At 50.3% G+C, this 16,787-nt stretch carries 14 protein-coding genes; 2 read left to right on the top strand and 12 right to left on the bottom strand.

All coding sequences use genetic code 11. The features are described from left to right. Positions 1 to 2 precede the first annotated feature (2 nt). The 12 genes from LA756_RS03830 to LA756_RS27230 form a co-directional block, all read right to left on the bottom strand. Positions 3 to 1,004, bottom strand: coding sequence for a Tad domain-containing protein (locus LA756_RS03830; RefSeq protein ID WP_261362084.1), 1,002 nt, complete (start codon positions 1,002 to 1,004; stop codon positions 3 to 5). Positions 1,005 to 1,045: 41 nt separating this feature from the next. Further along, positions 1,046 to 2,908 carry a hypothetical protein gene (locus LA756_RS03825; RefSeq protein ID WP_224438558.1) on the bottom strand — a complete coding sequence of 621 codons (1,863 nt, stop codon included), beginning with the start codon at positions 2,906 to 2,908 and terminating at the stop codon, positions 1,046 to 1,048. Between the two features lie 15 nt (positions 2,909 to 2,923). Continuing rightward, entirely contained in the window at positions 2,924 to 3,730 is an 807-nt protein-coding gene (locus LA756_RS03820; protein WP_224438557.1) for a TadE/TadG family type IV pilus assembly protein, read from the bottom strand. Between the two features lie 51 nt (positions 3,731 to 3,781). Then, a complete protein-coding gene (locus tag LA756_RS03815; RefSeq protein ID WP_224438556.1) occupies positions 3,782 to 4,222 on the bottom strand; it encodes a prepilin peptidase in 441 nt (146 codons plus the stop codon). 106 nt (positions 4,223 to 4,328) lie between these two features. Continuing rightward, complete coding sequence (locus LA756_RS03810) at positions 4,329 to 4,679, bottom strand: Flp family type IVb pilin (RefSeq protein ID WP_224438555.1); 351 nt, start codon at positions 4,677 to 4,679, stop codon at positions 4,329 to 4,331. Positions 4,680 to 5,760: 1,081 nt separating this feature from the next. Further along, positions 5,761 to 6,933: a DUF1559 domain-containing protein gene (locus tag LA756_RS03805; protein WP_224438554.1), complete on the bottom strand. Its 1,173-nt coding sequence runs from the start codon at positions 6,931 to 6,933 to the stop codon at positions 5,761 to 5,763. A 315-nt stretch (positions 6,934 to 7,248) separates the two neighbouring features. Continuing rightward, the gene (locus LA756_RS03800; protein WP_224438553.1) at positions 7,249 to 7,740 is read right to left on the bottom strand and encodes a hypothetical protein; all 492 of its coding nucleotides are present in this window, start codon (positions 7,738 to 7,740) and stop codon (positions 7,249 to 7,251) included. A 730-nt stretch (positions 7,741 to 8,470) separates the two neighbouring features. Then, positions 8,471 to 10,156 (bottom strand): nucleoside recognition domain-containing protein, encoded by a 1,686-nt coding sequence (locus tag LA756_RS03795; protein WP_224438552.1) that lies wholly within the window; start codon positions 10,154 to 10,156, stop codon positions 8,471 to 8,473. 21 nt (positions 10,157 to 10,177) lie between these two features. Continuing rightward, a complete protein-coding gene (locus LA756_RS03790) occupies positions 10,178 to 11,326 on the bottom strand; it encodes an NAD(P)/FAD-dependent oxidoreductase (protein WP_224438551.1) in 1,149 nt (382 codons plus the stop codon). Then, a complete protein-coding gene (zigA, locus tag LA756_RS03785; RefSeq protein ID WP_224438550.1) occupies positions 11,323 to 12,573 on the bottom strand; it encodes a zinc metallochaperone GTPase ZigA in 1,251 nt (416 codons plus the stop codon). Before zigA ends, LA756_RS03790 begins: the two co-directional genes overlap by 4 nt. Before the next feature lie 59 nt (positions 12,574 to 12,632). Continuing rightward, positions 12,633 to 13,151 (bottom strand): hypothetical protein, encoded by a 519-nt coding sequence (locus LA756_RS03780; protein ID WP_224438549.1) that lies wholly within the window; start codon positions 13,149 to 13,151, stop codon positions 12,633 to 12,635. A gap of 217 nt (positions 13,152 to 13,368) precedes the next feature. Beyond that, the gene (locus tag LA756_RS27230; protein WP_315858340.1) at positions 13,369 to 15,000 is read right to left on the bottom strand and encodes a prepilin peptidase; all 1,632 of its coding nucleotides are present in this window, start codon (positions 14,998 to 15,000) and stop codon (positions 13,369 to 13,371) included. Between the two features lie 278 nt (positions 15,001 to 15,278). On the opposite strand from LA756_RS27230, the gene LA756_RS03770 reads away from it, so the two are divergent. Both LA756_RS03770 and LA756_RS03765 read left to right on the top strand, forming a co-directional pair. Beyond that, positions 15,279 to 15,728: a transthyretin-like family protein gene (locus tag LA756_RS03770; RefSeq protein ID WP_224438548.1), complete on the top strand. Its 450-nt coding sequence runs from the start codon at positions 15,279 to 15,281 to the stop codon at positions 15,726 to 15,728. Between the two features lie 83 nt (positions 15,729 to 15,811). Continuing rightward, the gene (locus tag LA756_RS03765) at positions 15,812 to 16,759 is read left to right on the top strand and encodes a DUF1559 domain-containing protein (RefSeq protein WP_224438547.1); all 948 of its coding nucleotides are present in this window, start codon (positions 15,812 to 15,814) and stop codon (positions 16,757 to 16,759) included. Positions 16,760 to 16,787: the final 28 nt, after the last annotated feature.

The following is a 16,787-nucleotide window of genomic DNA, read 5'->3' as shown; positions in this document are numbered from 1 at the left end:
CGTTAGTCTTCTAAGAATTCATTCGCGGGGGTCAACGATAGGCAATAAGTCTGGACAAAGTTATCTTGAGACAAGCTAAGGAGTTGGTGGTATTCCTCGAGACTTGGACGGTCATCACCCTCAGCGTCGAGCAACAATCGATTTGTCGCATTTGTTTCAGCCACGTGACCGGCCTGAGGCTCGCCATCTATCACAAAGCCAAATCCGACGATGCGATCCGAAACGGAAGGAGCATAAATGGCAACGTATCCAGTTGGAGAAGTTGCTGGGTCTAATTCTTGGTCAGGAGCGATGTTGCCAACGCTATACCAACTGGGTAGTTTGCCTTCCGCGATAATGATTGCATGAACAATTGAATCGTTCCATTCGTCGAGTGAAGCCGCGTATTGAACGCCGCCAACAGGCTCTCCATCTTGCTTTACAATAGGCGGTCCCATCGCCAATGCAGGAGTGATCGAGGCGATTGAAGCTGATCTAAGGCATATTCCCCGATAGATCGCCTCGCTTGGTCTTGACGGTGTGCGGATTGTCGCACGTCCGAAAAGGTATGGCTGCGGCATAGAATCATTTCGAACACCATCAACCGGAGCGACTGCCGAGCGTCTTATGCGGGCTATGAAAGTTCTCTCAGTTTCGCTGTACTCTAAGTCTCCGTTGGGAACGTTTTCAGCATTCGACGCGAGATTAGGTATCCATCGCTTTCCGCGGGGATCTTCTACGACGCCTCCTGATGGTGGTAAATCATTATTAATGCTCAAAACAGATTGCTGAGTAGCGTACGATTCGAAGTTCTGATCGATGTTTGGGTGAAAAGTTTGAGCTGCCAGCCAGCGCGGCTTATCTCGGTTCGAGTCGCCCGTGAGCTCTTCTCGAAGTCCTGCGATTGCGGCAGTATCGGTTGCCGACTGCATCTGTCGAAAGTGGACTCTCGCCAATCCCAAATCAATGACTAATGCCGCCATTCCAAGAACTATCCAAAGCAACATAGCAAATAAAACCAGCACGTAGCCTTGTCGTTGTCTTTGTAGACATCGGGAGATTCTCATCACTCTCCCCCCTTATCGTTTGCATTTCCCCCGTCTTCCAAGGGTAATAAATCACCAAGGTTCAGCGGTTTCGTGGGTGAGCTCTTTCGATCCCCTAAGAAGACAATCGGTTGACGATCGCTTCCAATCATCGAGTCGAGAACATGAACTGATTCTGTAGGGTCTGCTGAATCGGAAATTGGCTCGACATCATTCTCATTTCTATTTCCCCTGAGGATGGCCGTTAATCGCGTTTCAACGGCCAAAACCTCACTCAATTTTGAGATCTCATCCGGAGAAACGGCGATGACCATGGGAGATTGAACATCTTGTTGGGTACTACCATTAACCGCACCATGCATCCGCATTGCCGACGAGCCAGGCGGTGCAATCACAGTCGCTCCGCGGAGAACGACCTGGGTATGAGCTCCGGCATCGAGTCGTAGACCACCTTGCCGAATTGCGGAGGAAACCGCTAGATCTTTGGCACCAATACGCTGTGCCATCTTTTGGAAATCAACCGGCCGTGTGGCGATCAGGTCGAATCGATCCCCCAGCCCAAGCCCCGCGACTCCGTTAAGCTTGGACGCATCGACCGTATAAGCAACTTGTCCGGCAGGCACAGCCGCAGAAAGCCCAGACGATGTTCCTACAGGGAAGAAATCTTGTTCCGTAAAGAACGTTCCAGGCGCTTTGGCGCGTCGAACGACGCGACCCACAATTTGATCTGAAGTCGCCAGAACATTCAGATCTTTCACTTGTTCATCGGCGAGCAGGATGGTCCGTGGCTGTCTCGCTCCACCAGGTATTAACTGCGATAGGTGCAACTCCGTATACGGAATCGTTTCTCGTGGAGTAACGACTACTCGCGTCATTCCCTCAGGAATATTTGATTCCAGTTCGGCACTTGGACGTCCCGAGTGAGCGACGACGGTAATAGGAACGTCCATTGCCAGTACTTCGGTGACTGAAGGTATGTCACCTTCGTGAACTGCTAAAACGACCTCTTCAACAGGAGTGTTTCTTGTTGATGTACCATCGATTAACGAAGATGAGGTAGTCGTTTTGGCACGGCGATAAACGGGTGTAATTACTTGAACATCGCTGGCGATTAAATGCGGTTCGGAAATATCTTTGTCGCGAGATTTCGTTGATTGTTTGCCAGCCATCATGGACGACGCAAGAAGACCATTTCCGGCCAATGCTCCACCGCTACCTACTTTTTCGATGGGAACGCTTGCAAGAAGGTCAACTTTATCGCCAATGTTCAAGCCGTGGATGCCAACTAGCTTACCCGCCTCTAGCGTGTAGGCCTTCATTCCATTAGGAACACCACCGACAGTTCCAGCTCGAGTTCCCTCAGGTAAGAAATTACCCTCCGTAAAACCGAAATTGGCTGATTTGTTCCGATCAAGCACGCGACCGATGATATTTCCCAAACGCAGATAAGCACCTCCCACTTCGTCGACATTGGGCAAAGGCACTTCGTCGCCGGACGAAAGAATAAAGACAGGATAGGTTCCTCCTTGAATTTCTTTTGTTTCAATCGACTGAACGACACCTTCTGTGATCTCGCCACTCAGAGTCGTTCCTTTGAGCTTACTACCCACGGCAGAGGCCGGCGGCATTTTCATGTAGCGGATTTGGCCGGTTTCGAAATCGATGAGATCATCCCGTCCAACACGATGGTAGGCTGCCAAGGGACGAGGGTTTGATGGGATCTGCAGCGTTGGCGGTTCCGGAGCTTTCAAAAATGGAATTTCGATTCCAAGTGCTACCAGCGTGCCTAACGTGCCTGCGAATAACACGGCCGGCAAAACCAACACAAGAAGCAGTGGCAGGAAAATGGACGGGCGTCGGGACGAAGTATTTCTTTTGGCCATGTTCAATTTCGCAAATTAAGGCGTAAATATTTCTCTGCGATAGATCGCCTGGCCAGTTACGATCCGTCGATATGGCCTCACTTGTGTGCCCCATTCATATTGACGTCCGAGTCCATTCTCACCGCCATAAAGTTCAACTCTTGGGTCAAGTCGATTGGGAGCACCAACGTTAAACTCTGAACTTGGGTTTGAAACTTCGATGAACTTGGTGTTTGGATCACCGAACTGGGAGTCAGCAAGAGGCGACTCCATTGCCGTCAAAAATGCGGAGTGCACCGGGTAATTGATACGAAGAGCAACAACACCACCACGATCGGTCATCGGAGGGAAAACGCTATCGCCTGACTCATCGACCAGTTCCTCGACTACATCGATCCAGTCGCCATCTTCGGAGAAGTCCGCGTCAAAGGTTCTAGCAATTTGAATCCGGGTCTGACCACCAATTTGCCGTTCTCGCGCTCCAGGAATACGAAACGTTTCACCGTCGTCGACCATGACAACGGAAAGCTGTCGATTGACCAAAGGCCAAGATTGAATTGTCTCAGCAAGGTTTTCTCCCTCGCTGTACTCGTAAATCAGAAGCGATTCCCTGAAGAGCGAATCCTCAATGGTCTCGGTTCTAAGAACTTCTCGTAAACTTGGTGCTGTTACGCTGGCTGGGGTTCGAGAAACCTCTCTAGCCAAAAGATCGGCCGATAACTGCACTTGCTGTGCCACGTAAAGAGCATGTCCGAAGGTAAAAATTGCCCCTAGCAGGAGGTAAAGCACCAACGCAACAAGGGCGAATTCGACCAGGGATTGACCTTTCCTTTGCGTATTCATGTCACTTTCCGAGGCTATACGATACTATCTTTGAAATTAGCAGTCCTGTTGCTATACGATGTCTACCTTGTAAATCCATTCCAATATTCCACAACCCACTAGACCTGCTAAGATTGCCGGTACGTAGGCGTAGTCTTTCTGGCCACGCAATGCGGCAATAATTGCCAGAACTCCGCCAGCTATGGCCATGGCCAGAAGCGTTATCAATAGCCCAATTGGACCGATCACCCAACCCAAAGTTGTGATCAATTTCACGTCTCCCCCTCCCAGAGCGCCGAGCCAGAAGAAGGGTAACGTAGCAATCACACCTAAGCCGAAGCCTAGAGTCAGGGCTATCCAAGGGAGTTCAATCCAACCAATCACCTTGGCAACCAACCCCCAGCACAGCAGGACAATGGAAAGCCAATCTGGTATCTCTCGCGTCCGTAGATCACAGACAGTTGCGATCGCCAGCACGCACAAGGGCACCAAAATTGTCCAATCAACCGTCACGAAATGCCTGATGGATTTGGTCGTAAAATGAGAACCCCCGTGGGCCGCACAAGGCAAACCCACGGAGGTCCTACGCAAAGGTACGCGTAATAAGCGTAGCTATCTTCTACTCGCCCGCTTCCAGCACCAAACCGCCAAATGCGTTACGAGGAGTCGTATTTAGGCCGACATTTACACCTAGACGCGGGGTCTCGGAATTTGCTGCAATTCCTTGAGCATCCAACGCAATCGTGCCTTCTTCGGCTGACGTGGTTTCAATAAGTTTGCCACTGGCGATCGGGCCGTTATCGTCAACATGAGCCCCTGGCAAAACGGTAGCAACAGCAGCGATCAGGTCGCTGGTTTTGTGACCGAAGACGGAAACAGCTGCAGCACAGATTAGGGCCACGCCAGCGATGATCAAACCGTATTCGACTAAACCCTGCCCCTTACGGTTTCGGAAAAGCTTCAAAATCATGGGGAGAACACCTTGTCATAAAAATCTAACATTTGGAACATAATCCCGCCGTAAATGCAGGAAACACTTACCTTTGCGTCCGCACGTTGGAATGGCGCCGATTGGTCGTGGGCTACCAATCTTGGTTTGTATCAGCCTGCGAGCATTTTGATTGCCAACAATGGCCTAAAGGCAACTGCAATACTGCCCTGCATCGCAAACTAGATCAGCTAGAACTGTTCTCGTGACTGTTTCATTCGTCCCGTTGGCGAAGTAGCCAAAGAAGACAGTCTTCACAGAGAACGCATAGTCGTGACGTGTAAGCGGCTGAAAAGCGAATGCACAATTTCTTACTTGCTGCCGAAACAACGAAGCCAGGATAAGATCATCCAGCGGTCGAAGCTTCTAATGAGCTTTCGCCATAGATACCGCCACTAAAGAGAAATTGGCGGCGCTCGTCCCTGATATGCCAGAACAAAGTTCGACTCGGGGCGTTGAAGTTTTGAGAATGATTGAGCAACCGCGAGCGAATGCCATTGATGCATCGCTACCGTTGCCGGAGTAACCTGCTTAAGGCTTGCTAAAAGTTTGCATAGCCCACAATCGTGCTGATCTCGCATTGTGCCATCGAACTGGCCTGAGGTCTCAGCAAGCGCCGTAGCCGTGTCTGGCAAGGATTTATGCGAGTGACCACAGCAAGATGTGCTTGCACCGTGCGAGTGCCCATCGTGCAAATGATGCTGATGCCCATGCTCACTCGATGCGGAGTGGCATGTCCAGCCGTGGCAATGCCCGGCATGTCCCATCCCTGGCAGCGAATGCAACGCATCCCCGAACCCTACTACGATAAGCAGGGCAGCAGAGAGCAAGATCGATGTGCTGCGGTAAAGGGGTGAAGTCATGACCGAACTGATTTTCACTGAAAGCAATGTTACTTTCCGTATTGTTGATACAACCGGAATTAGTGTCAATGCCTTAGCGTATAAATTGCATGTTAATAGATATGTATTTTTAAGATCGATTGCGATAGAAGCGAGACCATAGGAGCCATCGGACTTCCAGCACTACTTGAAATGACGAGATCCAAGAGCCGGCCATCAAACTACCTTGGAGCAGGAACAATCGGTTTCTTATGGTCACGAAACCCATCGATATGGAGCCACCAATACTCTGTGTCTTCGCCGCAGATAGGGCAGAGGCCGTCGCCGGACCCTCCTCGAGGCGGTCTGACGAGTGAAGGAGGCACATACTCTCCTGTCGGCGGGTCTCCCGGCACAGGATTCACGCCACCATCGTCGCCCGGTGGATAATCTCCATGCGAGCCATCATCGCCGGGGGAACTGCCTCCCCCGGTGTTACCCAAGTCGTCCACGAAGCCTTGAATCGATTCACTGATCAAATCAATACTTGTAGCCTTGGCGAGGACGTCAGCTTCAATTTGGTCTCGTAGCATTTCGACGTGGGCATCGCCGTAAACAAAGAAGACACCTCCTGGATGCCAACTTCGAAAATTGTCGACCGATTCGTCGTGATTTAGTCCAATGGATGATGTCCCCAGGATTCGGGCAAATGGATACGCAATACCTGGTCCCGCTCCGATCCATGTTGCGGCGGCTTGGTTCTCAGATTTAGAGGATCCACGTTCGCCTACGAGCACGGTATTGGACGAACCGTAGTAGAAGTCGGCAAGCTTTACTTTGCTGTTGTGGTGGAAAGGACCTCGAATTGCGCCGCCGTCGCATTGTTGCCCGGTAAATGCGAGCGAATCACATCCAGACGGTCTTCCTAGCCCAAAGTTTGCGACGTAGTTAGACTCTGGCAACTCGTATAAAGAAATACCGTGATCGACGAATTGAAGTGGTGGAGTATCGATGTCAGACGGACAATGAAACAAACCGATTGCCTGTGTTCTCACGACATCATTAGCTGGATGCAGAATAAGCCAATCCAAGGCAATTCGATTGGCCAAATTGTCTTGCTCAATAAATGGGAGCAAATGCGCCGCCCATCCCCAACCGGTTGGGCCCAAAACGTCGTGCTCGACAGACTCTGATTTTCCCGTCCAGCCAGGGGGGAATTTACCATGAACATCGTGATGATTGAGGAGTCCAATTCCTAACTGACGCAGCTGGCTTTTGCACTGTCCCTGACGTGCAGCTTCGCGACTCTGCTGGATCGCAGGCAATAACAATGCGAGAAGGAGTCCTAAGATTCCAATAACGACAAGGACTTCGACAAGCGTGAAGCCGGTTTTCTTATCGCTGCAGATGCACACGGCATGGTCCTTGCTGACAAGAACGAACAGTAGTCCCTGTACCAACAGGGTCTTCAGTTCGAAAAATTAATAGAAAAAAAGGCTGCGCTGAGCGTTTTTCCCAAAAGTGGACCTTCGCGTGCCTTCAGTCTAGTTATTGAGATAAATGGCTGCAAGTGAATCAGATTTGGAATAAGAAGCCGCCGTTTGATGGGAATTGACGGAGCATTTCTGCCTGCGGACTGTATCGTCGCACTAGTATGGGGAAAGAGAGATCCAGCTTAGAAACCATCGGCGTATGAAAAAGCTGCCGACTCCATAGAAACAAGCCGGCAGCTAGTGTAGTTTTACCGCGGAACGCTGTTTCTCAGCAGCTTGCGACTTTTCGAAGAGTTGCTTTATTCCTTTCATCAGCTCTTCATGTTCTGAATGCAGTTTCTCATGTAGCTTCGCAAACTCTTCGTGCTTTTTCATGAATTGCGCGTGCTGTTCCTCTTGAGCTTCGTGGTCACTCGCATCACCAGACTTTTCATGTGCTTCGATTTCTTCGTCGTGGTGGTGTGCATGATCTTCGTGGGCTCGAATTTCCTCGTCGTGTTCAGCTAATTCGGCGTCATGCTCAAGATTCTCCGCTTGCAATCGCATTAACATCGAAAGAGCTTTCAGGTGTTGCACGTGCCACTTAGCGTGTTCTGCCTGCCATTTATCATGCTCAAGATGGGCCGCTTCGTGCTCTTTTTTCATTTCTGCATGGTCATCGGCATTTACAGCCCCACAAAGAAAAAGAGCAACAGCGAAAGGTGTGACGAAAGGTACGACAGTCTTCATGGAATTTCCACCTTTTAAATTTGATAACGGATCTGCCAACTACGAACCTTTGCGTGTCTTAAGTCATAGCTCTCATGGCACAATTGGTCAAATTTGTCACAGAGTGCGTTGCGGCGTTTTCAGATGAAAACGTCTTCGCTATCGGAGATATTGTGCGAAAGCTCTTGCCAGGAAGAGACGAATTGCCGGGCAGGGATTGAAGAACGTTTGCTATTGTTCCACGAAAAAAGCGTCATCTCCCGGTACTGGAGGCCTAGCCTAGAAATCACATCGGTTTCGTAGCTAATGATCCAGTCGATCAGGCGGAGTGTTAACTCCAGATACCGTCCTCGATTGTCGTCCGTGATTGGCGCCGACGACGGCAAATCAGATTCAGACCAGGGTGGATTGATCAACTCCGGTTCTGCCATAAACCGCGGAGCGAATTTGTTCCGGAATAGAAAGACGCCCCCTAGATTACGATCTCCGAAGAACGCGCCGAATCCTCGTAAGACAACGCTCTGCCCCTCGGAAATTGACAATCGATAAACGCTACTGGAACAGTCCTCCCTTTCGGGCGGAGGCTTGAGCTGATCAAAACCTTGCTCGACGAGCCAGTTACCCTGAGGACGCAAAACATCGCGTCCCCAGCACCAGCATTGCTGATTAAATAGGTCGGCAGCACGCCGGCGAAGTTTTTCGACCCCTCGTACTCTCGACGCTACGAGGGGGCTCTGCATGTTACGTTTGATCACAGAATCCACGATGCTCCCCAGGCAAGAATCAATGAGAATGCCACAGCGAATCCACCCTGGCGTAGAAGTAGCCAAGCTGCTTTCCGCCAGTTTGTTTCTCTGGCAATAGTGAGAGCTGTCACCAAGCATGGCAGCAGTACGCCAGCCAGATAGACCGCTGTAAGTACCTGAGCTGCCGACATAGGAGTCGTAAATCCTTGGTCGCCTGCGAAAAGAAAAATCCCATCCTTTCGAATCGATGACAGAATAACCGGCAGGGAAGCCTCCGCTGGTAGATTAAAGATTGCCATTACAGGACCAATGCTGCTTGACATCGCGTCAAGAACTCCCAGTTGCGCCAAGAGCGATGCGATGATACAGATCACTACAAAGATAGGCATCGCCTGAAAAAAGAACTGCTGGATCGTTGAACGAGATTCACGCCATAACGCTCCAATAGTTGGCCACTGCATGAATGGGCGTCGGGGAGTCATCAAGATGTTCAGTTCGTCTCGGCCGGTGCGTGTCGATGACAGTCTTAGAAATATCACTGTGGTAAGAAAAAGATAGGACAAGTACGCGAGACTTAGCAGTGCGGGACTATTGCCAAGCTGATTCGCTGCTGATGATAAAACTGCGAGCGTAGCCGGAAGTTGGTAGCTGCAAGCCGCGCCAAAAGCAATTGCCGCTACGGCCGTATCTCGCGAGCATCCGGAGCAGGCACGTGTACTAACAACAGCGGGAACGTTGCAGCCGAACCCCATCATGATTCTGACGATATCTCTTCCACTTAGTCCAATTGGTCGGACGTAGGGATGAAGAGCAATATTGATTCGTTCAACGAGTCCGGTAGTCTTGTAGACGCCGAGAATGACAGAGAACAAAACGACCGTGGGTAGCGCCCAGACAAGTAGAAATGGCCCCATATCAAGCAAACCATAGCCAAACCCATCGGTCTTGTTGGTCACAAGCACTCGCAGCCAACCCGGCCAAGTGGATTGAATCGAAGCCACAAGTGGCTCAAGCCACGTCTCAACGATTGGGTGCAGGATATTAGCCAGTTCGTTCGCACCAAAGATAGTTGCAAATGCAGGTAGAACCAGCATTGCGGTTGCGAACAATGGTCCCAAAATGCGATGCTCCAAGATGCCAGGCTTAGGTTCGATCCGCCATCCTGCACGTGATTTTAAGTGACTGTTCGCAAACTCTGCTGGTGTTTGCAACGCTTCTCGGATCTTTCGTAGCTGACGTTCTTTTAAGCAGCGGCCGTCAACCGCGATAAAAGGGACGCCAGACTCATTCGAAAGACGTTCAAGTGCTTCCATGGCCGCTTCGCCAGGCTGAACTTTGTCCCAGTAGGAGACAACGACTATCCCTTTCTTTCCGTTGACCAATGGGAGTAACTCAGTTAAGTCGTCGTCAAGCTGCGTGGCCTGCGCCACGAGCACTACCGTTTCATGCTCTCCTAGAGCATTCAATGCATGTCGAGTAGTCTCAGTATCCGATTGCCGAAAGATACCCGGGGTATCCATAAACACGAGGCCATCCGTCTGGTAGCGATCTACCGCGACGGTGGATCCACGGAAATTGGCAACGTTCGCCGGTAAGCCTGCCAGCGATGAGACAAGAGTCGACTTGCCAGCGCTTTCCATGCCAACAACCAATACTGTTTGGCAGGCTGACTCGGTCAATAGCTTGGACATTGTTTTCAGTCTTTCACGTAACTAGCAGGCGCAGTCTTCGCCACAGCAGGAGAGATCATCGAGATACATGCCCCATTGGCGATACATTTCCAACTGCTCGGCGGGAAGCCCCAACCGGTCAGCAATCGCCTTGGCAACGACCGCAAATCGCTGTCTAAACTTGTAAATAAAGCAGAAGACATGCTGGTCGTGACGTACCATCGGTCCGACAAGAAAAAGTCCTGGAGCGATTGTTGACTCGTCGCTATTGGTAAGAAGAGGGAAGCCATCTTCTTCTCGCGACTCAAACAGGCTGGAAACTAAGCGAACGCTTCCACGAAACCCTGTGGCCAAGATAGGTGAGGTCTTCGAGGCAAATGTCTCGCCTGACGTGCATAGAACGCGATACTCGTCGGTTCCTTTTTCGACCTCGTAGACGTCGACGCCACTGACAAGCCGAACCCGGTCCGCCACGTCTTTTTGTCGAAGCCTTTGAACGGTGTACGTCGACAAGCTCGTGCTTGGGTCACTATCATCTCGCTTCCATGGAGCATTTTCAGATCGGTCTAGGACGGTGACCTTCTTACCCGACTTAGCAAGATGAACGGCCGCATCAATCCCGCTCTCATAACCACCTATAACAAGGCAATCGTCCGCAGGCAGTTCTTTCCATGATTTCACGCTGGCATTGTGGATACAATGCTCGCTTCCAGGGAATGGCCGATCCTGTGGATACTGAAATTCACCGCCTGCCCAGATCACAAAGCGTGCATGCAGCTTACCCTCGTTCGTCTTGACTAAGTAACCGCGATGACGTGCCACGATCTCGTTGACTTCCGTACCGACGCGAACCGGTAGCTGAAAGAACTCTGCGACATTCTGCAGGAATGCAGCATATTGTCGCCCGTTTGGATGCTCTTCCTGCAAGCTAAATGCCGGCGAAGTCCCTATGGCGACTGCGTTGATATCGAGCATGCCTACCGAGTTCGTGGGAAACGACGGCGTGATAAACCGCATTTCTTTGGGCCAACGAGCGAAGGACGCTCCCACTTCATGACGGTCGAGAATCAGGAAGTTCTCGATGCCTGCATGCAATAGCGCAACCCCGACTCCCACACCCGCCGCACCGGCGCCGACGACGATTACATCAAACTCGTCCTGGAAAGACTGCTCCTTGTCATCGGCTATCATTCTGATCCGACCTCCTCTGATTCGCTTTCATCAATTTGAATCGCAGGTAATGGATCTGGCAGGTCTTTCCATACCTCTGGCCCTGAGGCATATTCCAAATCAGTCAAAAGGCATTTGTGCAATCGCTCTTCAATCAGCTCCTGGTCTAGATCGATACCGATAAATACCAGCTCCTGCCGACGATCACCGTACTTACCGTCGAACTGACTCAACAATTGCGTCCGCTCTTGTGCTTCGTCAGGCCAATACTCGTCGTTTGCTGCATCCCACCAGATTCCTGCAGGATTAAGTTGAATAGAGACGCCTGCCTGAGCCCACTGATAGGCATAGTCGTGGCGTGTAGCGAACCAAGCGAACCCTTTGCTTCTCAGCACGCCGGCGAGGAAGCTCTTTTCGCTGTTGAGCATGTTCCAAAGCCGTTCAGCGTGAAAAGGTCGCCGAGATCGGAACACGAAGCTGCCGATGTTGTACTCTTCGGTTTCCGTCGCCTCTTCACCACGAGGAGTTGTAAGCCATTCGGGATGTTCCTCTGCTTCTTGTAGGCTGAAGAGTCCAGTTCCCAGAATGCGTGAAAGGGGAACTTGGCCATGTTCGGTTGTTAGAATTTGAGCTGTTGGATTAAGACGCTCAAGAATTGACTTAAGCAAGTTTAACTGGTCTAAATCGACCAAATCTGATTTGTTAACCAGGATAACATTTGCAAACTCGACTTGATCGACCAGAAGATCGACAACGTTGCGAGTATCTTCTTCACTCAACCCGATCTTGCGGTCAACAAGATCGTCCCAAGACCCAAAGTCTTTCATAAAGTTCAGGGCATCAATCACAGTTACCATGGTGTCCAAAGAAGCAAAGTCCGAAAGGCTTTGACCTTCCTCGTCTACAAAAGTAAACGTTTCGGCAACTGGGAGCGGCTCGCTAATACCGGTGCTTTCGATAAGCAGGTAATCAAATCGCCCCTCCTGTGCCAGACGGCTTACTTCCACCAAGAGGTCTTCACGCAATGTGCAGCAGATACAACCATTGGTCATTTCGACCAGTTGTTCCTCGGTCCGACTAAGTGCTGCGTTTCCATCCCGAACAATCGCCGCATCGATATTGACTTCGCTCATGTCATTTACGATGACGGCAACTTTCAAACCTTCACGATTAGAAAGAATATGATTGAGAACCGTCGTTTTTCCCGCTCCTAGGAAACCAGACAGAACAGTCACAGGAAGTTGCGGCGAAGAGTTGTTGGTGATCATGGATATCCTTTTCAAGCGGGGAACCAATAGGAACCTGGCAAAGATTGTCTCGATACAAATTATTCAGGATGATGAAGCGCCAGATTAACTTCCACGCGTCGAGAACGTCGACGTTCCAGCTCCTCGTAGAGATTTTTCTGAATGGTTTCACGCTTCTCAGGTAACAGGTGACAAAGTTCATCGGAAAGGAAAAGCAAACCAGCATTGGATGCGTTATCGGGAACTTCAATTAGGCGAATTCCGTGGTTCGACAGTCGTTCTCGCCAAATAGCGTCATCCGGCAAAGTTGACCCCGCCTGATAGAAATAGACACTACAAGCGCGTAGCCTAACTGCACGACGATTCATCGTTTGATACGAGGGCAACTCTCCCGTCTGGATCCAAGCCATCGCATCCCGAGATTCAAACAATGTTCCGCCTCCAACACGAACTCCTAGCAACACAGACGCCTCAGCCAATAGGTCGGGCTGTTTTGCTCCGATTGATCTTGGCAATTCTCTCTCCTGAGCTTCGGCGGCTACTGCGCTACAGATAAGCAAGAAGCACGACAAATACATTGCGAAGCGAACGCAGAACATGTCCTTCCTCCTGGATAAAGCTGAACACTTCCCTCCTGCGTGTCTTCTCGGAACACCCGTGCAACTCCATTGCACATCCAACGATGTCGCAATTCTACGCAAATGCAACTCGTTTGCAAGCAGTCGTTCTTGTATAGCGATCAGACAGTCAGAAGTTCTGCTAGAAGACCAGACAGACTCAGTTGCCAAAAAAAGACTCAGAGTTGCCGATCGAGTTTTAGATTTCTCTCTCTACCCTGTCGAATAGATAGGATTTATCGAGACTTTTAGGATTCGCTCCCGAGATCATGTAACGATTTCCTACCAAGAGCGATCCGTAGATCATGGCAACGCCTAGCCATCCAGGTACCGATGTCAGATGACTAGGCCACCAAGGCGCACCATACTCAATCGCAAACCGCCAGACGATGTGATGAACGAAGAATGCGACGAAGAAATGGACCGTGATTGGTAGACTTTCAAGGCCCAATCGCGGCAACAATGAAGCGACCACTCTCAACAGCAATCCGATAACCGTCACTGCAATGACCGCTTGCCAGCCCAACGTAATGCCGACTACAGCCAGAAAACTGACGACTTGTCCATTGGAGCCAACATTCGACTTGGTGGAACTTATCCCCAGCTTAGTTAGAAATCCGAGTACTGCGCCAGCTAAACAGCCACTGAAGCATTGCAATCCGGCTTGAAGACTTGGAGCTGACAGCCAGGTGGATGCATTAGTGATCAGTGGCACAGGCATAAGATGCGGCACGATTAGCGGAGGCAAAAGTAGCATCGCTAGTGTTGACCACTTTGTTCTTGAATTCACTCTCTCGCCGTCAATGTCAATCAAGACGCATGAGAGCAAGACGCACAAGGCAAGACAGTGGTACGCATACATTCCGATGAGATCCCACTTGGTGTACATCAAGATCCAGACCACTCCGCTGTATGTGTTCGGCTGACGTACTGGGATATTCGCACCACCCGAGATTAGTTCAACAAAATATAGCGTGAGAAAGAGCAGTGCCGTGGTGAGCTCAACAATTGGATATCGGGCAGAAATCTTGGAATGACAAGCACGGCAGCGTCCCCCCAACATAAGCCAACCAAATATCGGCACGTTGTCGCGTCCCTTAATTTGCGTGCCACATTGTGGGCAACTTGAACGCTGAAAGACGACGGACTGCCCCCGCGGAACACGATAAGCCACGACGTTCAAGAAGCTGCCAATCGTTGCTCCAAACGCGAAAAACCAGAGAGCGCTGAATGCCTCCATGCTGCGAAGCCGGACCATTTCAGCAAAAGAAAGATACTCTCGCATTTGTACCGAGGGAGAAGGGAATATCTGGTTAGTGATCCATTCACTTGTAGGAATAAGGATCATGTAGACAACAAATGCAAATACCACGCTCCAGAACGCCGCTTGCTTCCATTTGAGACGCTTCCAGAGTGAGGTGGTCCGGAGATGCAGTCTAGGCACGAATTCCGCAAAGTCAGCGTATACAATCAGACCCAACATTGCTAAGAAGATCTGTGGAGAGAAGAGATTAAGGGCCGGATGAGGAATCGACAAATCGCCGTGCCAGATTAGGTAAACAGGACCTACCAATCCGAGAGTCACTAGAGGCGTAAACCAGCGACCGCAGAAGTATCCTCGTGCGCGGCATAGGATCCAAATTCCAGCGACGATAATGGCTAGTCCTTGTGGTGCAAACAAGACGCCTATCGACCACGCAAGAATTCCAAATATCGATTGGAACATAAGCCCCATCGCCAGGTATTCGCCGGTCAAGCTGCGCTGAAAAACAGGACATTCTTGCTCAAATTGGACTGCCGAATCGTTTAGATCGAGCTTTTCTCCCGACATATCCAACCCGTTTGCTCCGCATTATCTTTGCTCAACGAATCTTTCTGCGGCAGAAACACTACGCCCGCTCTGATCGAAGCAGTAGGCGAGATTTGACCTATCACAATGGGTCGATTCCTTGCCGCATAGCTTCGAATGCCGCGACAACCTGTCATGGTGAGTTCATTCTGACGCCTGCCTCGTGAGGCAATTAACTTTTTTGCCACCCAGGACGTCTTGCGAGTGTATTGCATGTAGATATACTACACAAGACACTTCAGAGGAGTTTAGGCAAAGAGATGATTAGTAACCTGAAATTCGCAACTCTGGCGGCGGTGGGTTTATTGACCCTAGGCTGTTCCTCTTCCAGTGACCCAGGCGAACCTAAGCACTTCGTCAGAGGGGTGGTACATGTCAACGGCGAACCAGCCCATAGGGTAGCGGTTACCTTTCACCACAACGATACAAGCCTGCCCTCTGGCAAACGGTTCGCAACCGGTGTAACGGACGAGTCAGGACAGTTTGAACTATCTAGTGAAGGAGACCGAGACGGGACAATTGCAGGAAACTATTCGGTTACCTTCGCTTGGTTGTCGGCCAATGATATCTCGGCATATGACATGTTTAGAGGAACGTTTTCTAAACCTGAAACCAGTACGTACAACGTCATCGTACCGCGTTCAGGACAAGAGGAATTGATCTTCGATCTGAATGTTCCAGAAGAAAAACTTCGACGTCCAAAAAAGTAGTGTCTTTGCTACTTTGATTTCGTTAATCAAAGCAGCAAATTACAATTCTTCCTAACCCAATTTGGGCAACCTTGAGATCTAAGATGACGCGTTCTAAGAAACGAACTGGGTTTACGCTGGTCGAACTTCTGGTAGTCATTGCCATTATTGGAATATTGATCGGCCTACTTCTTCCTGCAGTCCAGCAAGCACGCGAAGCCGCGCGACGACTTGAGTGCTCAAACAACTTAAAGCAGCTTGGCCTGGCAATTCACAACTATCATGACACACATGGAAAGTTTCCAAACAATAATCCGTTGGTTCAAAGAAGCTCTGACAGCAAAAGATTTATTCAGGGGCCTTGGACGATAGCAATCCTCCCATTCCTTGAGCAAACCAATCTCTATGATCAATGGGATCAGAACCTTGGTTTTGGAGAAGGATCGAATCGTGCTTTACTCACGACTCCCGTTCCTGCGTATCGCTGTCCCTCTACGCCGGGCCCTGAAATCGCGACTTTCGCGGGAATTACGTCACCTTCGTTTGACGCGGACCGAGATTCCATTAGTGATGGAGTAGCTTATGACGCGACGGCAGTTGATTACCATGCACCCATTTCCGCTCATACACCTCCCATGGACTCTTCGTCCGCTCGTGTGGATGCGGCCATGCCGCAACTGTCGTCTGTCGGGTTTCGCGACATCACCGATGGTACTAGCAATACGATACTATTCGCCGAAGTCGCTGGATTTCCTAAACGATATAATCGAGGCAGTGCGGTCGGTGACAATGCAGCCGTTTTCGGTCACCTTGGCGCATGGAACCGTATTCTAACGATACGTAGTGACGCTTCCGGCTCGACACTATATGGCGGAAATTGCCTGATCAACTGCACCAACTACGCGTCGACGAATCTTTACTCATTCCATCCAGGTGGCGCACAAATCTGTCTCGTTGATGGATCCGTTAGGTTTCTGTCGGAAACAGTCGAAATGGATACCTTCTTTCGGCTGATGGCTTCACAGGATGGCTTACCGCTTGGTGATTATTAACAAAGTCCTGCACCCATTCTTAATCAAA

This window comes from Bremerella sp. TYQ1, from assembly GCF_020150455.1.
GTDB lineage: Bacteria > Planctomycetota > Planctomycetia > Pirellulales > Pirellulaceae > Bremerella > Bremerella volcania_A.
The sequence above is the reverse complement of the archived record's forward strand: the minus strand, read 5'-3'. Positions and strand labels throughout refer to the sequence as shown.

Coding starts and splice junctions, on each gene's coding strand:
- LA756_RS03770 (WP_224438548.1), top strand. CDS start 15,279: ATGATTAGTAACCTGAAATTCGCAACTCTGGCGGCGGTGGGTTTATTG.
- LA756_RS03820 (WP_224438557.1), bottom strand. CDS start 3,730: ATGAATACGCAAAGGAAAGGTCAATCCCTGGTCGAATTCGCCCTTGTT.
- LA756_RS27230 (WP_315858340.1), bottom strand. CDS start 15,000: ATGTCGGGAGAAAAGCTCGATCTAAACGATTCGGCAGTCCAATTTGAG.
- LA756_RS03795 (WP_224438552.1), bottom strand. CDS start 10,156: ATGTCCAAGCTATTGACCGAGTCAGCCTGCCAAACAGTATTGGTTGTT.
- zigA (WP_224438550.1), bottom strand. CDS start 12,573: ATGATCACCAACAACTCTTCGCCGCAACTTCCTGTGACTGTTCTGTCT.
- LA756_RS03780 (WP_224438549.1), bottom strand. CDS start 13,151: ATGTTCTGCGTTCGCTTCGCAATGTATTTGTCGTGCTTCTTGCTTATC.
- LA756_RS03810 (WP_224438555.1), bottom strand. CDS start 4,679: ATGATTTTGAAGCTTTTCCGAAACCGTAAGGGGCAGGGTTTAGTCGAA.
- LA756_RS03800 (WP_224438553.1), bottom strand. CDS start 7,740: ATGAAGACTGTCGTACCTTTCGTCACACCTTTCGCTGTTGCTCTTTTT.
- LA756_RS03790 (WP_224438551.1), bottom strand. CDS start 11,326: ATGATAGCCGATGACAAGGAGCAGTCTTTCCAGGACGAGTTTGATGTA.
- LA756_RS03765 (WP_224438547.1), top strand. CDS start 15,812: ATGACGCGTTCTAAGAAACGAACTGGGTTTACGCTGGTCGAACTTCTG.
- LA756_RS03825 (WP_224438558.1), bottom strand. CDS start 2,908: ATGGCCAAAAGAAATACTTCGTCCCGACGCCCGTCCATTTTCCTGCCA.